General features: G+C 70.9%; 11 protein-coding genes. 7 read left to right on the forward strand and 4 right to left on the reverse strand.

The features are described 5' to 3' along the window. Nucleotides 1-332: 332 nt before the first annotated feature. A complete protein-coding gene (locus ACIQ7D_RS03325) occupies nt 333-1547 on the forward strand; it encodes an esterase/lipase family protein (protein WP_403933081.1) in 1215 nt (404 codons plus the stop codon). 87 nt (nt 1548-1634) lie between these two features. Here the strand turns inward: ACIQ7D_RS03325 and ACIQ7D_RS03330 are convergent, their stop codons facing one another. Next, nucleotides 1635-2123 (reverse strand): peptidase inhibitor family I36 protein, encoded by a 489-nt coding sequence (locus ACIQ7D_RS03330; RefSeq protein ID WP_403933083.1) that lies wholly within the window; start codon nt 2121-2123, stop codon nt 1635-1637. A gap of 231 nt (nt 2124-2354) precedes the next feature. Here ACIQ7D_RS03330 and ACIQ7D_RS03335 point away from each other — a divergent pair, with 231 nt between their 5' ends. Further along, entirely contained in the window at nt 2355-3386 is a 1032-nt protein-coding gene (locus tag ACIQ7D_RS03335) for an ArsR/SmtB family transcription factor (RefSeq protein ID WP_403933085.1), read from the forward strand. 125 nt (nt 3387-3511) lie between these two features. Next, nucleotides 3512-4687 (forward strand): serine hydrolase domain-containing protein, encoded by a 1176-nt coding sequence (locus ACIQ7D_RS03340; protein ID WP_403933087.1) that lies wholly within the window; start codon nt 3512-3514, stop codon nt 4685-4687. Between the two features lie 39 nt (nt 4688-4726). On the opposite strand, the gene ACIQ7D_RS03345 is transcribed toward ACIQ7D_RS03340, so the two are convergent. The 3 genes from ACIQ7D_RS03345 to ACIQ7D_RS03355 form a co-directional block, all read right to left on the reverse strand. Next, nucleotides 4727-5812, reverse strand: a complete 1086-nt coding sequence (locus tag ACIQ7D_RS03345) for a family 43 glycosylhydrolase (RefSeq protein ID WP_403933089.1) — start codon at nt 5810-5812, stop codon at nt 4727-4729. A 13-nt stretch (nt 5813-5825) separates the two neighbouring features. Further along, complete coding sequence (locus ACIQ7D_RS03350) at nt 5826-8693, reverse strand: discoidin domain-containing protein (RefSeq protein WP_403933091.1); 2868 nt, start codon at nt 8691-8693, stop codon at nt 5826-5828. A gap of 380 nt (nt 8694-9073) precedes the next feature. Beyond that, on the reverse strand, nt 9074-10102 hold the full coding sequence (locus ACIQ7D_RS03355; protein ID WP_403933093.1) for a LacI family DNA-binding transcriptional regulator: 1029 nt from the start codon (nt 10100-10102) through the stop codon (nt 9074-9076). 224 nt (nt 10103-10326) lie between these two features. Between ACIQ7D_RS03355 and ACIQ7D_RS03360 the strand changes: the two genes are divergently transcribed. The 4 genes from ACIQ7D_RS03360 to ACIQ7D_RS03375 all read left to right on the forward strand — a co-directional run bounded on the left by ACIQ7D_RS03360 (nt 10327) and on the right by ACIQ7D_RS03375 (nt 15599). Further along, nucleotides 10327-11634 carry an ABC transporter substrate-binding protein gene (locus tag ACIQ7D_RS03360; RefSeq protein WP_403933095.1) on the forward strand — a complete coding sequence of 436 codons (1308 nt, stop codon included), beginning with the start codon at nt 10327-10329 and terminating at the stop codon, nt 11632-11634. Nucleotides 11635-11718: 84 nt separating this feature from the next. Next, nucleotides 11719-12684 carry a carbohydrate ABC transporter permease gene (locus ACIQ7D_RS03365; RefSeq protein WP_403933097.1) on the forward strand — a complete coding sequence of 322 codons (966 nt, stop codon included), beginning with the start codon at nt 11719-11721 and terminating at the stop codon, nt 12682-12684. A 40-nt stretch (nt 12685-12724) separates the two neighbouring features. Beyond that, nucleotides 12725-13546 (forward strand): carbohydrate ABC transporter permease, encoded by an 822-nt coding sequence (locus ACIQ7D_RS03370; RefSeq protein WP_403933099.1) that lies wholly within the window; start codon nt 12725-12727, stop codon nt 13544-13546. Between the two features lie 61 nt (nt 13547-13607). After that, complete coding sequence (locus tag ACIQ7D_RS03375; protein ID WP_403933101.1) at nt 13608-15599, forward strand: glycoside hydrolase family 127 protein; 1992 nt, start codon at nt 13608-13610, stop codon at nt 15597-15599. Nucleotides 15600-15863 lie beyond the last annotated feature (264 nt).

Below are 15863 nucleotides of genomic sequence, written 5' to 3' on the forward strand. Positions count from 1 at the left end.
CCCGCCTCGGCGGTCGGCGGCCGGTTGGGGCACCGCTGTGCGGGAGCGCAGCCGGGAGTGCCCGACGGGACCGCGTGCACGCGAAGGTCGTGGAGGATGCCGGGAGTGGAGCATGCCGAGACACGTCTCGGAGACGGTCAGGCGCTCCTTCGGCCCGGTACGTCCCGCCGGACGCCAGGTCCGGGCCGGCCGCCGAACGTCCGTGTGCGGGACGGTCCCTGGGCGTGCGGAACCACCCGATGTGGTGAAGTCCGGGCGGATATACGTCAGGACGAGGTTTCCGAGCCGATCATGTCCCTTGATCTTTTACAGCAGTACGGAAAGGGACATCAGTGGCCGACAGCAGGACCGAGACAGCCAGGAAAGCCGCCGGGTCGATCGGGCTCGTGACCGCGCTGGGCAGGCCGGCGGCGCCCCAGGCGCCCGCCGCCGACGAGGAGTGGCAACTGCCGGGCGGCAGCGCCAGGGTGTACTACGGGCAGGGGGAGACCGGAGTGGTCCGGCCGGTCATCCTGGCCGACGGGTTCAACCTCGGGCCGACCGACTTCGACCGGCTCTGGGACGGGCTGGAGAACGGGCGGTACCCGTTCGTCAGCGAGCTGCGGCGCCGGGCCCGTACGCTGGTCCTCGTCGGGTTCGACGAGCGCAGCGAGTCGATCCTGCGGAACTCCGAGACGGTGACCGCCGCGATCCTGCGGACCAGCGCCGAGCAACTCGGCGACAACCGGCTCCTCGTCGGCGGGTTCAGCATGGGCGGCCTTGTCACCCGGTACGCGCTGGCGAAGCTGGAAACGCAGCGCATGGACCACCGCACCGGCGTGCATCTGTCCTTCGACAGCCCGCACCGGGGGGCGTGGGTGCCGCTCGGGCTGCAGGCGTTCGCGCACTATCTCGCCCAGACCGGCGACGACACCTATCTGCGGCAGATCGGCAGCCCGGCCGCGCAGCAGACGCTCTGGCGGTACCTGGACGGCGTGAAGGGCACACCTCAGGAGAGCCCGCTGCGGACCGAGTTCAAGAAGGAGCTCCAGCGGGTCGGTTCGTGGCCCCGTATCCCGAGGCTGCTCGGGGTGTCCAGCGGACGCGGCGACGGCGTGGGCAACGGTGTGCGGGCCGGGGAGAAGGCGCTGACCTGTGCCGGTCCGCTCTTCGACGGTACGTACTTCCTCGGCCAGTCACAGGGCGACGCGGAGGCGGCCGTACTGAGCGGCGTCCTCGGAGGCCCGCACGCGATCACCACGAGCGGTATGGCCGAGCTGGACGGGGCGCCGGGCGGGACCCTTGAGGCGTTCGGCATCCTCGGCGACGCTCTCGCCGCCTCCGGTGAGAGCGTGGACACGGCCCACCGCTCCGTGTGCTTCGTGCCCTCGGTGAGCGCGGTCGCCATCCGCGACCTGGACAGGCAGGAGGACCTGTACGCCAACCTCGACGAGCTGCCCCCGGACGAGTCCGAGCTCGACGACTACGTGCTCTCCGGCAGCAATGATCCGCACGCCGGTATGACGGCCGAACTCGGGGAGTGGGTCCTCGACCGCCTGCCCGACTGAGCCAACGGCGCGGGAGCCATGGGCGGGTCGGTGGTGTCGCACCGCACCGAAGCCGCCCCGCCCATGGCGAACCTGCTGGAGCACCGGTCAGTTGGGGCAGCCGCCGGCGTTGTGGCGGCAGAGGGAGCCGATGTTGTAGGTGCCGGCGAGGTTGCCCTGGCCGCCCGAGAGCGTGCTGCCGATGCGGTCCGCGTAGTTGAAGGCCCGGTAGTAGTGGTAGCGGTAACTCGTGCGGTTGTACACGGACTTGGCGTTCGAGCCGTTGTTCATCCAGGAACATTCCTCGCGGGCCCGCGGTACGAGAGCGGAGCTCCACTGGCACTTCGAGCCCGTGCCGCCCGTCCCGGAGAAGAAGCAGATATAACCGCTCGTGCAGTCGGAGTACGCCCGGGTGCCGACATCACCGGGCGGCGTGCTGAAGCCGGTGGCCTCACCCGCGGCCAGGGACACCGCGACGGCCTGGGCCGACGCCGGGGCCGTGGGCGCTTCCTGGGCCTGCGCGGTCGGGGCGACCGCGAGTGCGGCGCCCAGGAGCGCTGTTGTCGCGAGGGTGGTGAGGGTGGATCGCAGAGCCATGGTGCTTCCCTTCGTGGGAGTGGCGGGGGACACGCACGCCGGCGCCGTACGGACACCGGCACGGAGAGCGGGAACGCTCTTCGTGGGTCCGCGGACCGGTCGTACCGAGCGGGCGGTGCGGCAGGGAGGTCTTCCCTCGCGCCGCGTTGAACCCGAGCATCCCTGACGCGAGCATGGTGGGCCAGAGTCTGTGACTCTGCCTGAAAAGCCCGGGCCACAGAGGAGAACTGAATGCTCCGCATCCACTTCACCGACACCGACCTGACGCGCACACGTATCGGCGCCGCGCCCGATCCGATGTGGGAGATCTGCATGAGCCTGCACCGTCTCCAGACCAGGCAAGGACGCTGGGCCCACGCCGACTGGTTTCGCACCACCCGAACCCGAGTGCACGCCAAGGGGTTCAGCCGTACGTTGAGCACGTTCCTCTTACCCCTGGTCCCGCGCGCCGCCTACTTCCCCGATTTCCTCACCCCCGCCGAAGCCGCCGACGGACTCGACGCGGGGCTCGAAGCCGTCCTGAACACCCCCACGCGCAGGGTGCTGCACGAGGTGGGCATCCTCGACCGCACCCGCTCCGCTCCCGCCTGGGCTCCCCGGCTGGCCGAACCGGACTTCCGCAAGGAACTGGTCCGGGCACTGCGCACCTACCACGACATCGCCATCGCCCCCTACGGCGAGCGCATGCAGGGACGCGTCGACGCCGAACGGGCCACCCGGGCCCGCGCCGTCCTCAGCACCGGAGCCGAAGGCATTCTCCAGAACCTCGGGCCCGCGCTGCGATGGCGCCGGCCGGTCCTGTGCGCGAACTATCCGGAGGAGCGCGATCTGCGCCTCGGCGGCCGGGGGCTCCTGCTGATTCCGTCCTACTTCTGCTGGGGAACCCCGGTGGCCCTCCGCAGCACAGCGCTCGACCCCGTGCTGCTCTACCCGCTCAACGGTGAACCCCACCCTTCCGCGCTCCCGGAGGATTTCGGCTCCGGCGCACCCCTGGCCGCCCTGCTCGGCCGCACCCGGGCCGGTGTCCTGCGCGCCGTCACCTCGGGAGCCACCACGGGCGAACTCGCCCGCGCGGCAGGGGTCTCCGTGTCCTCCGCGAGCCAGCACGCCGCGACCCTGCGGCGCGCCGGCCTCCTCACCTCCCACCGGCACGCCGCATCGGTGCTGCACACCCTCACACCGCTGGGCGCCGCGGTGCTGCGCGCCGGAGCGCCGGCGCCACAGCGCGGCCGGGGCGAACCCCGCGACCTGCGTGGACGGTGACCGTGCCGCTGCCCGGCATGGTGGCCATGCAGGTGCCTGGTCATGTTGTCCATCCGGCTGGCACCCGTTGCGGCCGGGCGTTTCCCGGATGGCCGGTGGTGTTCCGCTGTTTCTAGGGTCGCGGCATGACAATTCGCCGTTCGTGGTGGTCAGGGGTGGCGCTGGCCCTCGCCGTGTCCTCCCTGCCCCCGGCCGTGGCCTCGGCCGCGCCGCGCCCCTCCGGTGCCGGTTGGTCGGTGCAGCGTGACGCCGACGCGCTGCGCGCTGCCGGGGTCACCGGTGTCGCGGTCCGTGTGGAGACCCCGCGGGGGACCGTCACGGCCCGCTCCGGGGTGGCGGACCTGGCCACCGGTCGCCCGGTTCCGCAGGACGGGTATCTGCGTCTGGGCAGTGTCACCAAGACGTATGTCGCCACCGTCCTGCTGCAACTGGTGGGAGAGAAGCGGATCTCGCTGGACCGGACCGTGGAGCAGGTGCTGCCCGGGGTCGTGTCCGGCGCCGGGAACGACGGCAGGACCATCACCGTCCGGGACCTGCTGCGGCACACGAGTGGCCTCCACGACTACATCGACGACGTCTTCCCGGACCCCGGCGCCGAGACCTACTTCGCCCAGCGGTGGCGCGCCTTCCAGCCGCGGGAGCTGGTCGCGCTGGCCGTGCGCCATGCGCCGGACTTCCCGGCGGGCACCCGCTGGGCGTACTCCAACACCAACTACGTACTCGCCGGAATGATCATCGAGAAGATCACCGGTCACTCCTGGGAACAGCAGGTCCGCGCCCGTATCCTGCGCCCGCTCGGTCTGCGGCGGACCGACACCCCCGGCACCCAGCCCTTTCTGCCGTATCCGCACGCCGCCAACTACCAGCAGTTCACCGCGGACGGCCCGATGACCGACACCACGATCCCCTACCGCCCCATGGACAGCGGGGCGGACGGCTCGATGACCGGCACGGCCCGCGACGTCAACCGTTTCTTCACCGCGCTGGTCGGTGGACGGCTGCTGAAGCCCGCCGAACTCGCCGCCATGCGCACCACCGTCCCGGTGCCGCGGGACAGCGGTCACCCGGCCGGTACCCGGGACGGTCTCGGGCTGTTCCTCACCCCGCTGTCCTGCGGCGGTGGATATCTGGGGCACGGCGGAAACGGCTTCGGATATGTCGTCCGGGCCGCGATCACCACGGACGGCCGGCGCGGTGTCACCGTCTCCGCGCACAGCCGGGCCGCGGACCCGCAGGCCGCGGCCCGGCAGGAAGAGGCATTGCGCGGCCTCGTCGACCGTGCCCTGTGCCGTACCCCGTGAGCGACGAGGAGCCGTCCCGTCGCCCACGGGGTGGTCCGGCTACTCGCCCGAGGGGGCGGTCAGCGTGGCGCCGAGAGCGACCGGCGTGCCGAAGTTCGGTGTGCCGTCGGCGTTCCAGGTGAACTTCTGCGCTCGGGTGGTGCGGTTCATGTCGCAGCCGCCGCCGGCCGTGGCGTTGGCGTGGTAGACCATCCAGTCCTCGGTCCCGTCGGGCGACTTGAAGAAGCCGTTGTGGCCGGGGCCGTACACCCCGTTGGCGTTGGACCGCTGGAAGACCGGGTTCGGCGATTTGACCCAGGACGACGAGCTGAGCGGATCACCGCCGTTGTAGGTGAGCATCCCCAGTTTGTAGTCGGGCGTGGAGCAGTGACTGGCGGAGTAGACGATGAAGGTCTTGCCGCCCCGCTGGAGGACCTCGCCGCCCTCGTTGACCGCGCCGCCCACCGTCTCCCAGCCGTAGGTCAGGGTGGACAGCAGCCGCCGGGTGCCGCTCGCGGTCCACGGGTTCGACAGCGGGCGGATGAACATCGGCTGCGAGCCGTTGTAGTAGGTGCCGAGGAGGTAGAGCTTGCCGCCCAGTTGCAGGATGCTCGGGTCCAGCTCCCAGGTGTTGTCCTGCGTCGGGTCGAGCAGATCGGCCTTGAAGCTGTAGGGACCCATCGGGTCCTGGCCGGCGCTCTCCAGTACATGGATCCGCTGGGTGCCCAGGTCGTACGGTTCCCGGCCGGCCGTGTAGTAGAAGTACCACCGCTTCCCGCTGGGGCCGTCCAGCAGATGGAACTCCGGGGCCCACATCGTGCCCGCGCCGTTGGGCCGGGAGAGGCGGAAGATCACCTGATCGGTGGCGGTGGCGAGCCCCGCCAGGGTGGCGGACCTGCGCATCGTGACCGTCGAGTTCCAGGTCGTGGTGGCGAGGTAGTAGAAACCGTTGTGGTACGTGAGCCAGGGGTCGGGCCCGTGCTGGGAGAGCGGGTTGGTGAACGTGCCCTGGACCGTGCCGCCACGGGCGGATCCGGGCGGCCCGTCGGTCCCCGCGAGGGCGGAGGACGCGGGTGGCGCCACCAGGAGGGCGACCACCATGGTGAGTACGGCGACAAGCGCGGACAGGAATCTGGAACGGGTCACTGAGGCACGTCCTTCATCGGTGGGTGGGTGCGTACGCCGTTGCCGCGAGGGGTCCGGCCGAGGGCTGGACGCCGCTCCGGCGGTGGACCTTGACCTCGGTGAGACCTGTCCTCGTCCCGGAGGCGTGGGTGACCAGGATCCGTATCCGCTGGGCGCTGACCGCCGGGAACCGCACCAGGTTGTAGTTGGCCCGCGGTGCCTCCGGACTTCTGGTCTGGCCGGGTACGTTCACCCACGAACCGCCGTTGTCGTACTGGACGGTGTACGCGGACGGCGCCCGGTGGACGGCGCTCGCCGGGCGGCTGTCCTTGAAGTACAGCCGCACCTCGTCCAGGGTGCGGGCCGTGCCGAAGTCCAGCTCGTACCAGTCCTGCCCGTTGGAGGAGTTGGCGGCGCCCCAGAACGGCTCATTGGTGGGGTACCCGTCGACCGCGCCGGAGGCGTTGCTGCCCGATCCGGTGGAGGAGGCGGACACCGTCGCCCCGGAGGCCAGGTTGGGCAGGTCGGCGGTGAGGTCGACCCCGGCCTTGGCGAGCATGTCGACCATCCTGGGGCTGTTCTGCACGACCTGGTTGGGCGCGCGCAGACCGGCGACGGGCGCCCGGTACGTGACCGTTCCGCTGGTGGTGACCTCGCCGGTGGCCGGGTCCCAGGTGAAGGGCGTCAGCGAGCTGACGGTGGCGGCGCGGTTCCCGTTGATGTAGATCGAGTAGCCCTCGGGGACGCCGGGGTAACGCTGCACCCCGTCGGCCGGGTCGTCCCAGACGATGGACAGATCGGCCCCCCGGTAGCGGAGGTTGTTGACGGTGAAGTGGCTCCACCCGATGTTGATCGGGGAGAGTTCGACCTTCGCGTCGCTGCGCGGCCGCAGCCCCGCGACATCCTCGATCACGGTCCAGTTGCTGCTGCCGAGGATGTTGTGGTGGATCCAGGAACGGTAGTTGACGCTGCTGCCGTTCCAGTCGGCCCAGAACTCGTTGGCGTCCGGCCACTGGGTGTTGCCGCCGACGTACTGCGCCCAGGTGTTCCAGTAGAGGAGCTTCTTGTAGTCCGTCGCGTTCATCCACGCGTTGGGGTAGTTGCGCAGCACCGAGGAGTAGAGGCGGAACTGCACGGTGGAGTTGATCGTGGAGAAGTTGTTGGAGCCCGGGTTCCCGGCGTCGGCCGCCGCCTTCTTGTCGACCTGGTTGGCCGTGTAGAAGGGGAAGACGGGGTACTGGGCCGGGTCGTCGAACAGCCGCAGTGCCTGCTTGTAGGTCGCGGTGTCGGGGACCGCCCCGACCGAGAACGGGTAGTAGTTGTTGATCTCCTTCCAGGGCACCCATTCGTTGGTCGACTTCAGCCGGTGCTCGAAGAGCTGCCGGTTCGGGTTCCAGAGCACGTTGACGATGGCGTCCTTGATCTGCGTCGCGAGCGTACGCATCTCGGTGGCCTTGGCCGTGTTGCCGGTCGCCTCGTACGCCTGCGCCGCGGCGAGCGCGCCGCTGTACTGGTACGCGGACTCGGCGCGGTCCATGGTGCCGGGCTTCCAGTGGAAGGAGACGGCGTCGGCGTCGTTGCCGGTCAGGGCGCCCCAGTCGTACTCGATGAGCTTGTTGTTGTCGTGGTCGTAGTGGGCGAGCTGGCCCTTGACGTCGCCCTCCGCGTAGTGGGCGAGATTGGCGGCGATGCCCGGCTGACCGCCGTGGATCTGGTAGCTCTTCCACGCGGCCTCGGCGATGTACTGGGTGTAGCTGTTGGACCAGTTCTCCGGGTCGCCCGGGTTGTCGAGGAACCGCCCGCCCTTGGAGACCTGGCCGACGCTGAGCCAGTCCCCGTACGCGTAGGACGGATCGCGCAGATACTTGAGGTCGTCGATGTGCATGGGCTGGGTGAGGGCGATCGCGTTGTTGTACCCGAGGACGCCTTCGGTGGACGTCGGGAACTGGAAGGTCTGCCCGGGGATGTCGGCGTCGAGGTTGTTGAAGCGCATCAGCCACCAGCGGTAGTAGATGTTCTTCTTGATCGCCGGTTCGGGCACGTCGATGTAGGGCACGTTCCGCGCCCACCACAGGTTGTAGGCCCTGACGTGGGTGGCGAACGCGGTCGCGTTGGAGTAGCCCGCGTAGGCGTTGTACTCGGTGAGCGACGCGGGGATCTCGTCGGTGACGAAGCCCATCACGACCTTGGCGGTCGCCGTGGCCCCGGCCGCGATCGTCACGGACCGGCCCAGTGCGCCGCCGGTGGCGGTGAAGCCGTCACCGGTGAGCCGCGGGCGCAGGGTCGTGAGGTTGTTGTAGGCGTTGACCTGCCCGGTCAACTCGCTGCCGCTGCCGGTCGTGGCGTACGGCGAGGTCGCCCGTAACTGCAGTGTGGTGGCGGCGGAGCCGTTGTTCCTGATCGACAGGTTGGTCACCGCGACGTTGTTGTCGGTGATGAACTTGGTCTGGTTGACCGTGATCGAGCCGCTGGTGTGCACGCTCGTCCAGTGGCTGGGCATCTGCCGGCGCTGGGAGACCTGCTCCGTGAAGGTGCCCGGAGTGATCGCCACGGTATAGGCGTTGTTGTCGTTGACGCTCTCCCAGTAGGCGACGTGTCCGCCGAAGCCGAGCACCGCCGGGTTGTGCGTCTTCATGAAGAGCGCGCGGCCACGGCTCATCAGCCAGGGGCCGGCCGGGTCGTTTCCGGAGCGGGCCAGCAGGCGGTCCATCCAGAAGTCGGTCCCCGAACTCTCCGCGTCGTACATGGTCCGCATCATGTCGCCCGGTGTGTAGGCGGCGGGCGGGGCCGGGATCGCGGGTCCGCCGAAGGTGGGGAACCCGATGGTCTGGTCGGCGTGGGCCGGGGGTGCGGCGAGGAGGGAACAGGCGAGCAGCACCAGTGCGACGACCAGGCGCTTCATGGCAGGGCCCGCCGTTCCCGGAGGCCCGCCGCGGCCACGCCCGGCCTGGCCGGCCCGGGGTGGCGCGAAGTGGCGCAGAGCGTTGCTGACGCCCCCTCCCGGGGGCTCCGTCCGTCGTCTTCTCATCGGATGCTCCCTATCCAGTTGACAGCGAGCGTCTGCTCGCGAGGTCGCCGGCGTGCTCACCGCCGGCTATGTGGTGCTCCTGACAAAAGCCACACGTGGAAGCGCCGGAGAGCGAGGAAGAGGGTCGGACAGGGGAGGGCTTCGCCGCGTCTCCGAGACGTACTGAAACGACCTGAAAGGTTTTCGCAACGTAGGTCCGGGATCTTGAGGTGTCAAGGGCGGTGCACGGGGCCCGGCGGCGCCGACCGCCGCTTTCAGGACAGCGGCGCCGTGGACCCCCGGATCACCACCCGGCCGGGCAGGGGCTCGGTGCCCGAGCGCCGCCCCCCGGCGATCGCGCCGAACAGGGCCTGCGCGGCGGCCCGTCCGACCTGTTCGAGGTTCATGTCGACGCTGGTCAGCGGTGGGCGCGAGGCGGAGGTCAGGACCTGCCAGTTGTCGAAGCCCATGACCGCCACGTCCTCCGGCACCCGGTGGCCGCGCTCGCGCAGGACGTCCATCACGCCGCGGGCGATCTGGTCGCTGCCGCACAGGACGGCGTCCACCTCCGGGTGCTGGTCGAGCAGCATCGCGGTGGCCGCCCGCCCCCAGCCCTCCGACCACACCCCGAACCGCGGCTCGCCGACCGGGGCGAGGCCGGCGTCGGCGAGCGCGGCCAGCGCGCCGTCGGCCCGCTCCCGCGCGGCGAGATACCCGGGGTCGCCGGTGATGTGCGCGATACGGGTACGGCCGCAGGCGAGCAGATGGCCGACCGCGAGCCGGCCGCCGCCCACGCTGTCGGGGACGATGGACAGATCCGCCGGATCGTCCGAAGGGGCATACGCGTAGACGACGGGGACGGGCAGCTCGGGGCCGAGGGACGGCCGCGGATCGGTCCGGCTGCCCACCACGATCAGGCCGTCGACCCGGCGGCCGAGCAGGGCGCGCACATGGTGCTGCTCGCGGATCGCGTCCCCCCGCGCGTCACAGAGGAACACGGCGACCTCACCCGCCCCGAAGGCGTCCTCGGCACCCATGAGGATCGGAATGCTGAACCGGCCCTCCAGGTCGCTGGTGAGCAGACCGACCGTGCCGGTGCGCCCCGCCAGCAGACCGCGCGCCAACTGGTTGGGCCGGAACGACAGACGCTCGGCCGCGTCCATCACCCGCTGCCGGGTCTCGGCGCGCACCTGGCTGCGGCCGTTGAGGGCCTTCGACGCGGTGGCCACGGACACGCCCGCCAGCCGGGCGACATCGTTGAGGGTGGCGGGCTGCGAACGAGAGGGGTTGGTGGCCCGTGCCATGGAGGTTCTCCTGTCTCGCGTCGCGTGCCGGGACCGTCGAAGCGGCACGTCGCGGGTAAAACCGTACGCGAGAACTTTCGGTCAAGGTGCGCCCCCGAGAGCCGCCGGAGGTTTCGGCGGGGCGTCACATCCTTTCCCCGCAAGGGGATTGACGGGCACCGAACCGAGTTCTAGCTTTCTGAAAGCCTTTTCGTTCGGCCCGCCGCCACCCGAGGGGGATCGACATGAGAAGCACCACCGGACCACCTGGACGGATCCACCGCCTCCTCATCCGCGCTGTCGCGCTGCTGGCCGCCGCGAGCCTGGTCACGGCCTGCGGCTCCGGGGGCGACGGCACGGGCGGAGGCGGCACGCCGGACGCCAAGGGCGCCGACGACGGCACCACCCTGACGATGTGGACGCGTGCGGCGACCCGGCCGCAGAGCGAGGGCCTGGTCAAGGCGTACAACGCGAGCCACCGGAACAAGATCGAGCTGACCGTCGTCCCCACCGACGACTACCAGGCCAAGGTCGGTGCGGCCGCCGGATCCCGGGACCTCCCCGACCTGTTCGCCTCCGACGTGGTGTTCGTCCCCAACTACACCTCCAGCGGGCTCTTCGCCGACCTCACCGAACGCATCGGCGCCCTGCCCTTCGCCGAGCACCTGGCGCAGTCGCACATCAAGGCCGGCACGTACGAGGAGAAGAAGTACGTCGTGCCGCACACCCTCGACCTCTCGGTGCTCTTCTACAACAAGGAGCTCTACCGGCGGGCCGGGCTCGACCCCGACGCCCCGCCCACCACCCTGGGCGAGTGGGACCGGCAGGCGCGCGCCGTGGACGCGCTGGGCGACGGTGTCAACGGCACCTTCTTCGGCGGCAACTGCGGCGGCTGCGGAGTCTTCACCTGGTGGCCGTCGATCTGGGCCGCAGGCGAGGAGGTGCTCAACAAGGAGGGCACCGGTGCGTCCCTCGCCTCCGCCACCGCGAAGAAGGTCTACGCGACCTACCGCGGCTGGGTCGAGGACGGCATCGTGGCCCCCGGCGCACGCGAGGAGACGGGCACCACCTGGACGGGGCTCTTCCCGAAGGGACAGGTCGGCGTCATGCCCATGCCCTCGACCACCCTCGGGCTGATGCCCCAGGACCTCGACCTCGGCGTCGCACCCATCCCCGGGCCGGACGGCGGCGCGTCCACGTTCGTCGGCGGTGACGCCATCGGCATCTCCGCCACCAGCGGCTCGCCCGACCAGGCGTGGAACTTCCTCGCCTGGTCCCTGGGCGACACGGCGCAGGTCGACGTGGTCGCCGCGCACAAGGACGTCGTGGCGCGCACCGATCTCGCCTCCAACGAGCACTCCGCCGCCGACCCGCGTCTGGTGACCATCAACAAACTCGTGGCGCGGGGGCGGACCCCGTACGCACCGAAGTTCGGCCAGACCTTCAACGACCCCAACGGGCCCTGGCTGACCCTGATGCGCCAGGCCGTCTTCGGCGACGGGTCCTCCGTCGACCGGGACAACGAGGCGGTCACCGCGTCCCTCGCCGACTGAGCGGCCACCCGCCCCTCTCACCACACAACACCGCACGCAACGCACAACACACGGCACACGGCGGACGGCAGGCAGAGGAGAGCCATGCATCTGAAGGCGGCCGGGCCGGTCGCGGCCGAGGACCGGGCCAGGACGGCGGGCCGTCGGGCCGCTCCGGCCCGCGCGACCCCGCCCCGGTGGCGGTCCCGCAGAGTGAAGGGCCTTGCCTACGCGGCCCCCACGGCCCTGTTCGTCATGGTCTTCTTCCTGCTGCCGCTGCTGCTCGTCGGGCAGATGTCCCTCAGCGACTGGCCGCTGCTCGCCGGGAACCGGGGCGTCAACGCCCCCGAGAACTACACCGACGCCATCGGCACCACCCTGTTCTGGCCCGCCGTCCGCTTCACCCTCCTCTACACCGTGATCGTCACCGTCGCCCTCCTCGGACTGGCGCTCCTCCTCGCCCTGCTCGTACAGGAGTCCCGGCCCGGCGCGGGCTTCTTCCGTACGGTCTACTTCCTGCCCAGCGTCCTCGGACTGGCCTCCGCCTCGCTGCTGTTCTGGGGCCTCTACAGCCCCACCACCGGTCCGCTCGGCGACATCCTGGAAACGCTCGGTCTCGTCGACGACCCGGTCTCCTTCCTCTCCACCCCGACCTCGGCCCTGCTGTCGACCGTGTTCCTCATCGTCTGGAAGTTCGCCGGCTTCTACATGCTGATCCTCCTCGTGGGGCTCCAGCGCATCCCCCAGGAGGTGTTCGAGGCGGCGCGGATGGACGGCGCCGGAAGCGGCCAGATCTTCCGCGCCATCACACTGCCGCTGCTGCGGCCGTCCCTCGCCCTGACCCTCCTGCTGTGTGTGACCGGATCGCTGCTCGCCTTCGACCAGTTCTTCATCCTCACCAAGGGCGGACCGGACAACAGCACCGTCACCGTCGTCCAGTTGATCTACCGCGAGGCGTTCCAGCGGCTGAACCTGGGCACCGCGGCGGCCCTCTCGGTCATCGTGCTGGCCGTACTGCTCCTGCTCAACGCCGCCCAGTTCCGCGGTCTGCGCCGCGCCGACGAGTCATGAGGCCGTTCTCATGGCGTACCTCAGGGGAAGGGAGACCACCGTGCTGACCCGTACCCTCGGCCGTACGCCCTACTACGTTCTCGCCGGGGGACTGGCCGTCATCTTCCTCTTCCCGCTGTTGTGGAACGCCTGGGCGTCCGTCAGTGGCCGGCCCGGCACCGCGCAGGAATCCGGCCACGGTCTCGGCAACTACCGCACGCTGCTGGAGTACGACGCCGGCCTGTGGCGGTACCTCCTCAACAGCACCGTCGTCTCCGCGCTGACCGTCGCCCTGACCCTGGGGGTTTCCCTGCTGGGCGGCTATGCCTTCGCCCGGTTCGACTTTCCCGGCAAGAACCCGCTGTTCCTGCTCACCCTGGCCATCCTCATGGTCCCCTACGCCACCCTCCTCATCCCGCTCTACGTCCTGCTCGGCCGACTCCATCTGCAGAACTCGCTGATCGGGCTGAGCCTGGTGCTGGCCATGTTCCAACTGCCGTTCGCCACCTTCATGATGCGGATCTCCTTCGAGGCGGTGCCCCGGGAACTGGAGGAGTCCGCGCTCGTCGACGGCTGTGGCACGGCGGGCGCGCTGCGCCGCGTCCTGCTCCCGGCGGTACGGCCGGGGCTGATCACCGTCGGGCTCTTCGCGTTCCTCGCCGCCTGGAACGACTTCATCGCCCCACTGATCCTCATCTCGGACAGTGCGAAGGCACCGCTGCCGCTGGCCGTCGCGAACCTGCGCCAGCAGAGCATGGGCGCCGTCGACTACGGCGCCACCGAGGCGGGCGTGGTGGTCCTCGCCGTGCCCTGCCTGCTGCTGTTCCTGCTGCTCCAACGGCACTACATACGGGGCTTCATGTCCGGCGCCCTCAAGGGCTGAGCCCCGCGGAGCGCCGTACCCGTCCACCACGACCGAAGGGACGAACCGAAGGCATGGACTCGTGAAGGAGAACACGGCGCGGCCGGCCGTCCTGCCGGTGGCGCCGACCCGCGGCCGGCTGCGACCGCTCGGACTCGACGAGGTCAGGATCACCGGCGGGTTCTGGGCCCGGCGCCGGCACATCAACGAGACCGTCACGCTTGGGCACTGCCGCGACTGGATGGCACGTGCCGGCTGGACCGGCAACTTCCGGGCGGCCGCCGAAGGGCGGATCCAACGCGACCGGCGCGGAAGGGAGTTCGCCGACTCCGAGCTGTACAAGCTCCTCGAAGCCATGGCCTGGCAGGCCGGTACGGGCACCGGCTCCGGTACCGCGCTCGACATCGGGATCGCCGCGCTCACGGAGGCCGCCGCCCCCGCCCAGGAACCGGACGGCTACCTCAACACCGCCTTCGGCCGCCCCGGACAGCAGCCCCGCTACAGCGACCTCGCCTGGGGCCACGAGCTGTACTGCTACGGGCACTTGATCCAGGCCGGTATCGCCCAGGCCCGCAGCCGCGGCGAGGGAGAGCTGACGAAGATCGCCCTGCGGGCCGCCGACCATGTGTGCGCCACCTTCGGCGCGGGCGGCATCGAGGCCGTCTGCGGTCATCCGCAGATCGAGACGGCCCTGGTGGAACTGGCCAGGCTGACCGGGGAGGAGCGCTATCTCGACCAGGCCGCGCTCTTCGTGGACCGCCGGGGCCACGGCACGCTCCCCGACGGCGAGTTCGGCCGCGCCTACCACCAGGACGACATGCCCGTACGGGAGGCCGGAGTGCTGCGCGGCCACGCCGTCCGCGCCCTCTACCTCGCGGCGGGCGCCGTCGACGTGGCCGTGGAGACCGGGGACGAGGCCCTGCTCGCCGCGGTCGTACGGCAGTGGGAGACCACCGTCGCCCGGCGCACCTATCTGACCGGCGGTATGGGCGCGCACCACCGGGACGAGTCCTTCGGCGGCGACTTCGTCCTTCCGCCGGACCGCGCCTACGCGGAGACCTGCGCCGGGGTCGCCTCGGTCATGCTCAGCTGGCGGCTGCTGCTGGCCACCGGTGAGCCGCGCTACGCCGACCTGGCCGAGCGGACCCTGTTCAACGTGGTCGCCACCTCCCCGGCGGAGGACGGCCGGTCCTTCTTCTACGCCAACACCCTGCACCGGCGCCACCGGGGAGCCGCGCCCGCCGCGGACGCCGAGAGCCCGCGCGCCGAATCGGGGCTGCGTGCCCCTTGGTTCGCGGTGTCCTGCTGCCCGACCAATGTGGCCCGCACTCTGGCGCAGCTGCCGGCCTACCTCGCGACGGCGGACGACCGGGGCATCCAACTGCACCAGTACGCCGACGCGGAGATCGCCACCTCCCTCACCGGCGGCCACGGCGTGGCCCTGCGGATCCTCACCGACTACCCGTCGGACGGGAGTGTGGTGGTGTGCGTCGACCGGTCGCCGGACCGTCCGTGGACCCTGTCCCTGCGCGTCCCCGACTGGACGGCGGACGCCACCGCGTGGCTCACCGACCCGGCCGGAGGCCGCCGTACGGTCGCCCCGGGCACGGCCGAGATCACCCGTCTCTTCCGGCCCGGTGACCGGATCCGGCTCGAACTGCCCGTACGGCCGCGCTGGATCCGCGCCGATCCGCGCATCGACGCGGTACGCGGCTCGGTGGCCGTACAGCGCGGGCCGCTCGTCTACTGCGCCGAATCCGTGGACCTGCCGGACGGGCACGATGTCGACGCGGTACGGGTGGACCCGTCCGCCGCGCCGGAGGACGGGCCGGGCGGACCGGAGGGGGCCGGCGGCCCCGGTGGTTCCGGCGGCGGGGGTGGCACCGTTGTGGTCGCCGGGGAGATCGCCGCACCCGACGCGCGGGACGAGAGGACCTGGCCGTACCGGCCGCTCACCGCCCCGGCCGCCCCACCGGCCGCCGACCGCGCGGGGATCGTCCTCGTCCCGTACCACTCCTGGGCGAACCGCGGGCCCTCGACCATGCGGGTCTGGCTGCCGACCGTGAACCCATGACCGCCTCGCGCGACGGTGCGGCCCCGCGTCACCACCCCGCCCGCCGACCACCGGAGACCGGAGTCCGAGCATGCCCCAACCCCCCACCCGGCGCACCGCTTTGAGCATCGCCCTCGGGACAGCGGCCGCCGCCCCGCTCGCGTACACCGCGACGCCGGCGTCTGCCGCGTCCACGGCGCCCGCCGGGGCCGCCATGGCGCCCGTACCCGTACCGCCCATTGGACGGCGCACCCCTTTCCGCTCGACCGGGTGACGCTCGGCGAC

This window comes from Streptomyces sp. NPDC096310 (assembly GCF_044763125.1).
Lineage (GTDB): Bacteria > Actinomycetota > Actinomycetes > Streptomycetales > Streptomycetaceae > Streptomyces.

Excerpts from the sequence above, each read along its gene's own strand:
- ACIQ7D_RS03330 (WP_403933083.1), bottom strand. The coding sequence starts at position 2,123 with ATGGCTCTGCGATCCACCCTCACCACCCTCGCGACAACAGCGCTCCTG.
- ACIQ7D_RS03335 (WP_403933085.1), top strand. The coding sequence starts at position 2,355 with ATGCTCCGCATCCACTTCACCGACACCGACCTGACGCGCACACGTATC.
- ACIQ7D_RS03340 (WP_403933087.1), top strand. The coding sequence starts at position 3,512 with ATGACAATTCGCCGTTCGTGGTGGTCAGGGGTGGCGCTGGCCCTCGCC.
- ACIQ7D_RS03350 (WP_403933091.1), bottom strand. The coding sequence starts at position 8,693 with ATGAAGCGCCTGGTCGTCGCACTGGTGCTGCTCGCCTGTTCCCTCCTC.
- ACIQ7D_RS03355 (WP_403933093.1), bottom strand. The coding sequence starts at position 10,102 with ATGGCACGGGCCACCAACCCCTCTCGTTCGCAGCCCGCCACCCTCAAC.
- ACIQ7D_RS03360 (WP_403933095.1), top strand. The coding sequence starts at position 10,327 with ATGAGAAGCACCACCGGACCACCTGGACGGATCCACCGCCTCCTCATC.
- ACIQ7D_RS03365 (WP_403933097.1), top strand. The coding sequence starts at position 11,719 with ATGCATCTGAAGGCGGCCGGGCCGGTCGCGGCCGAGGACCGGGCCAGG.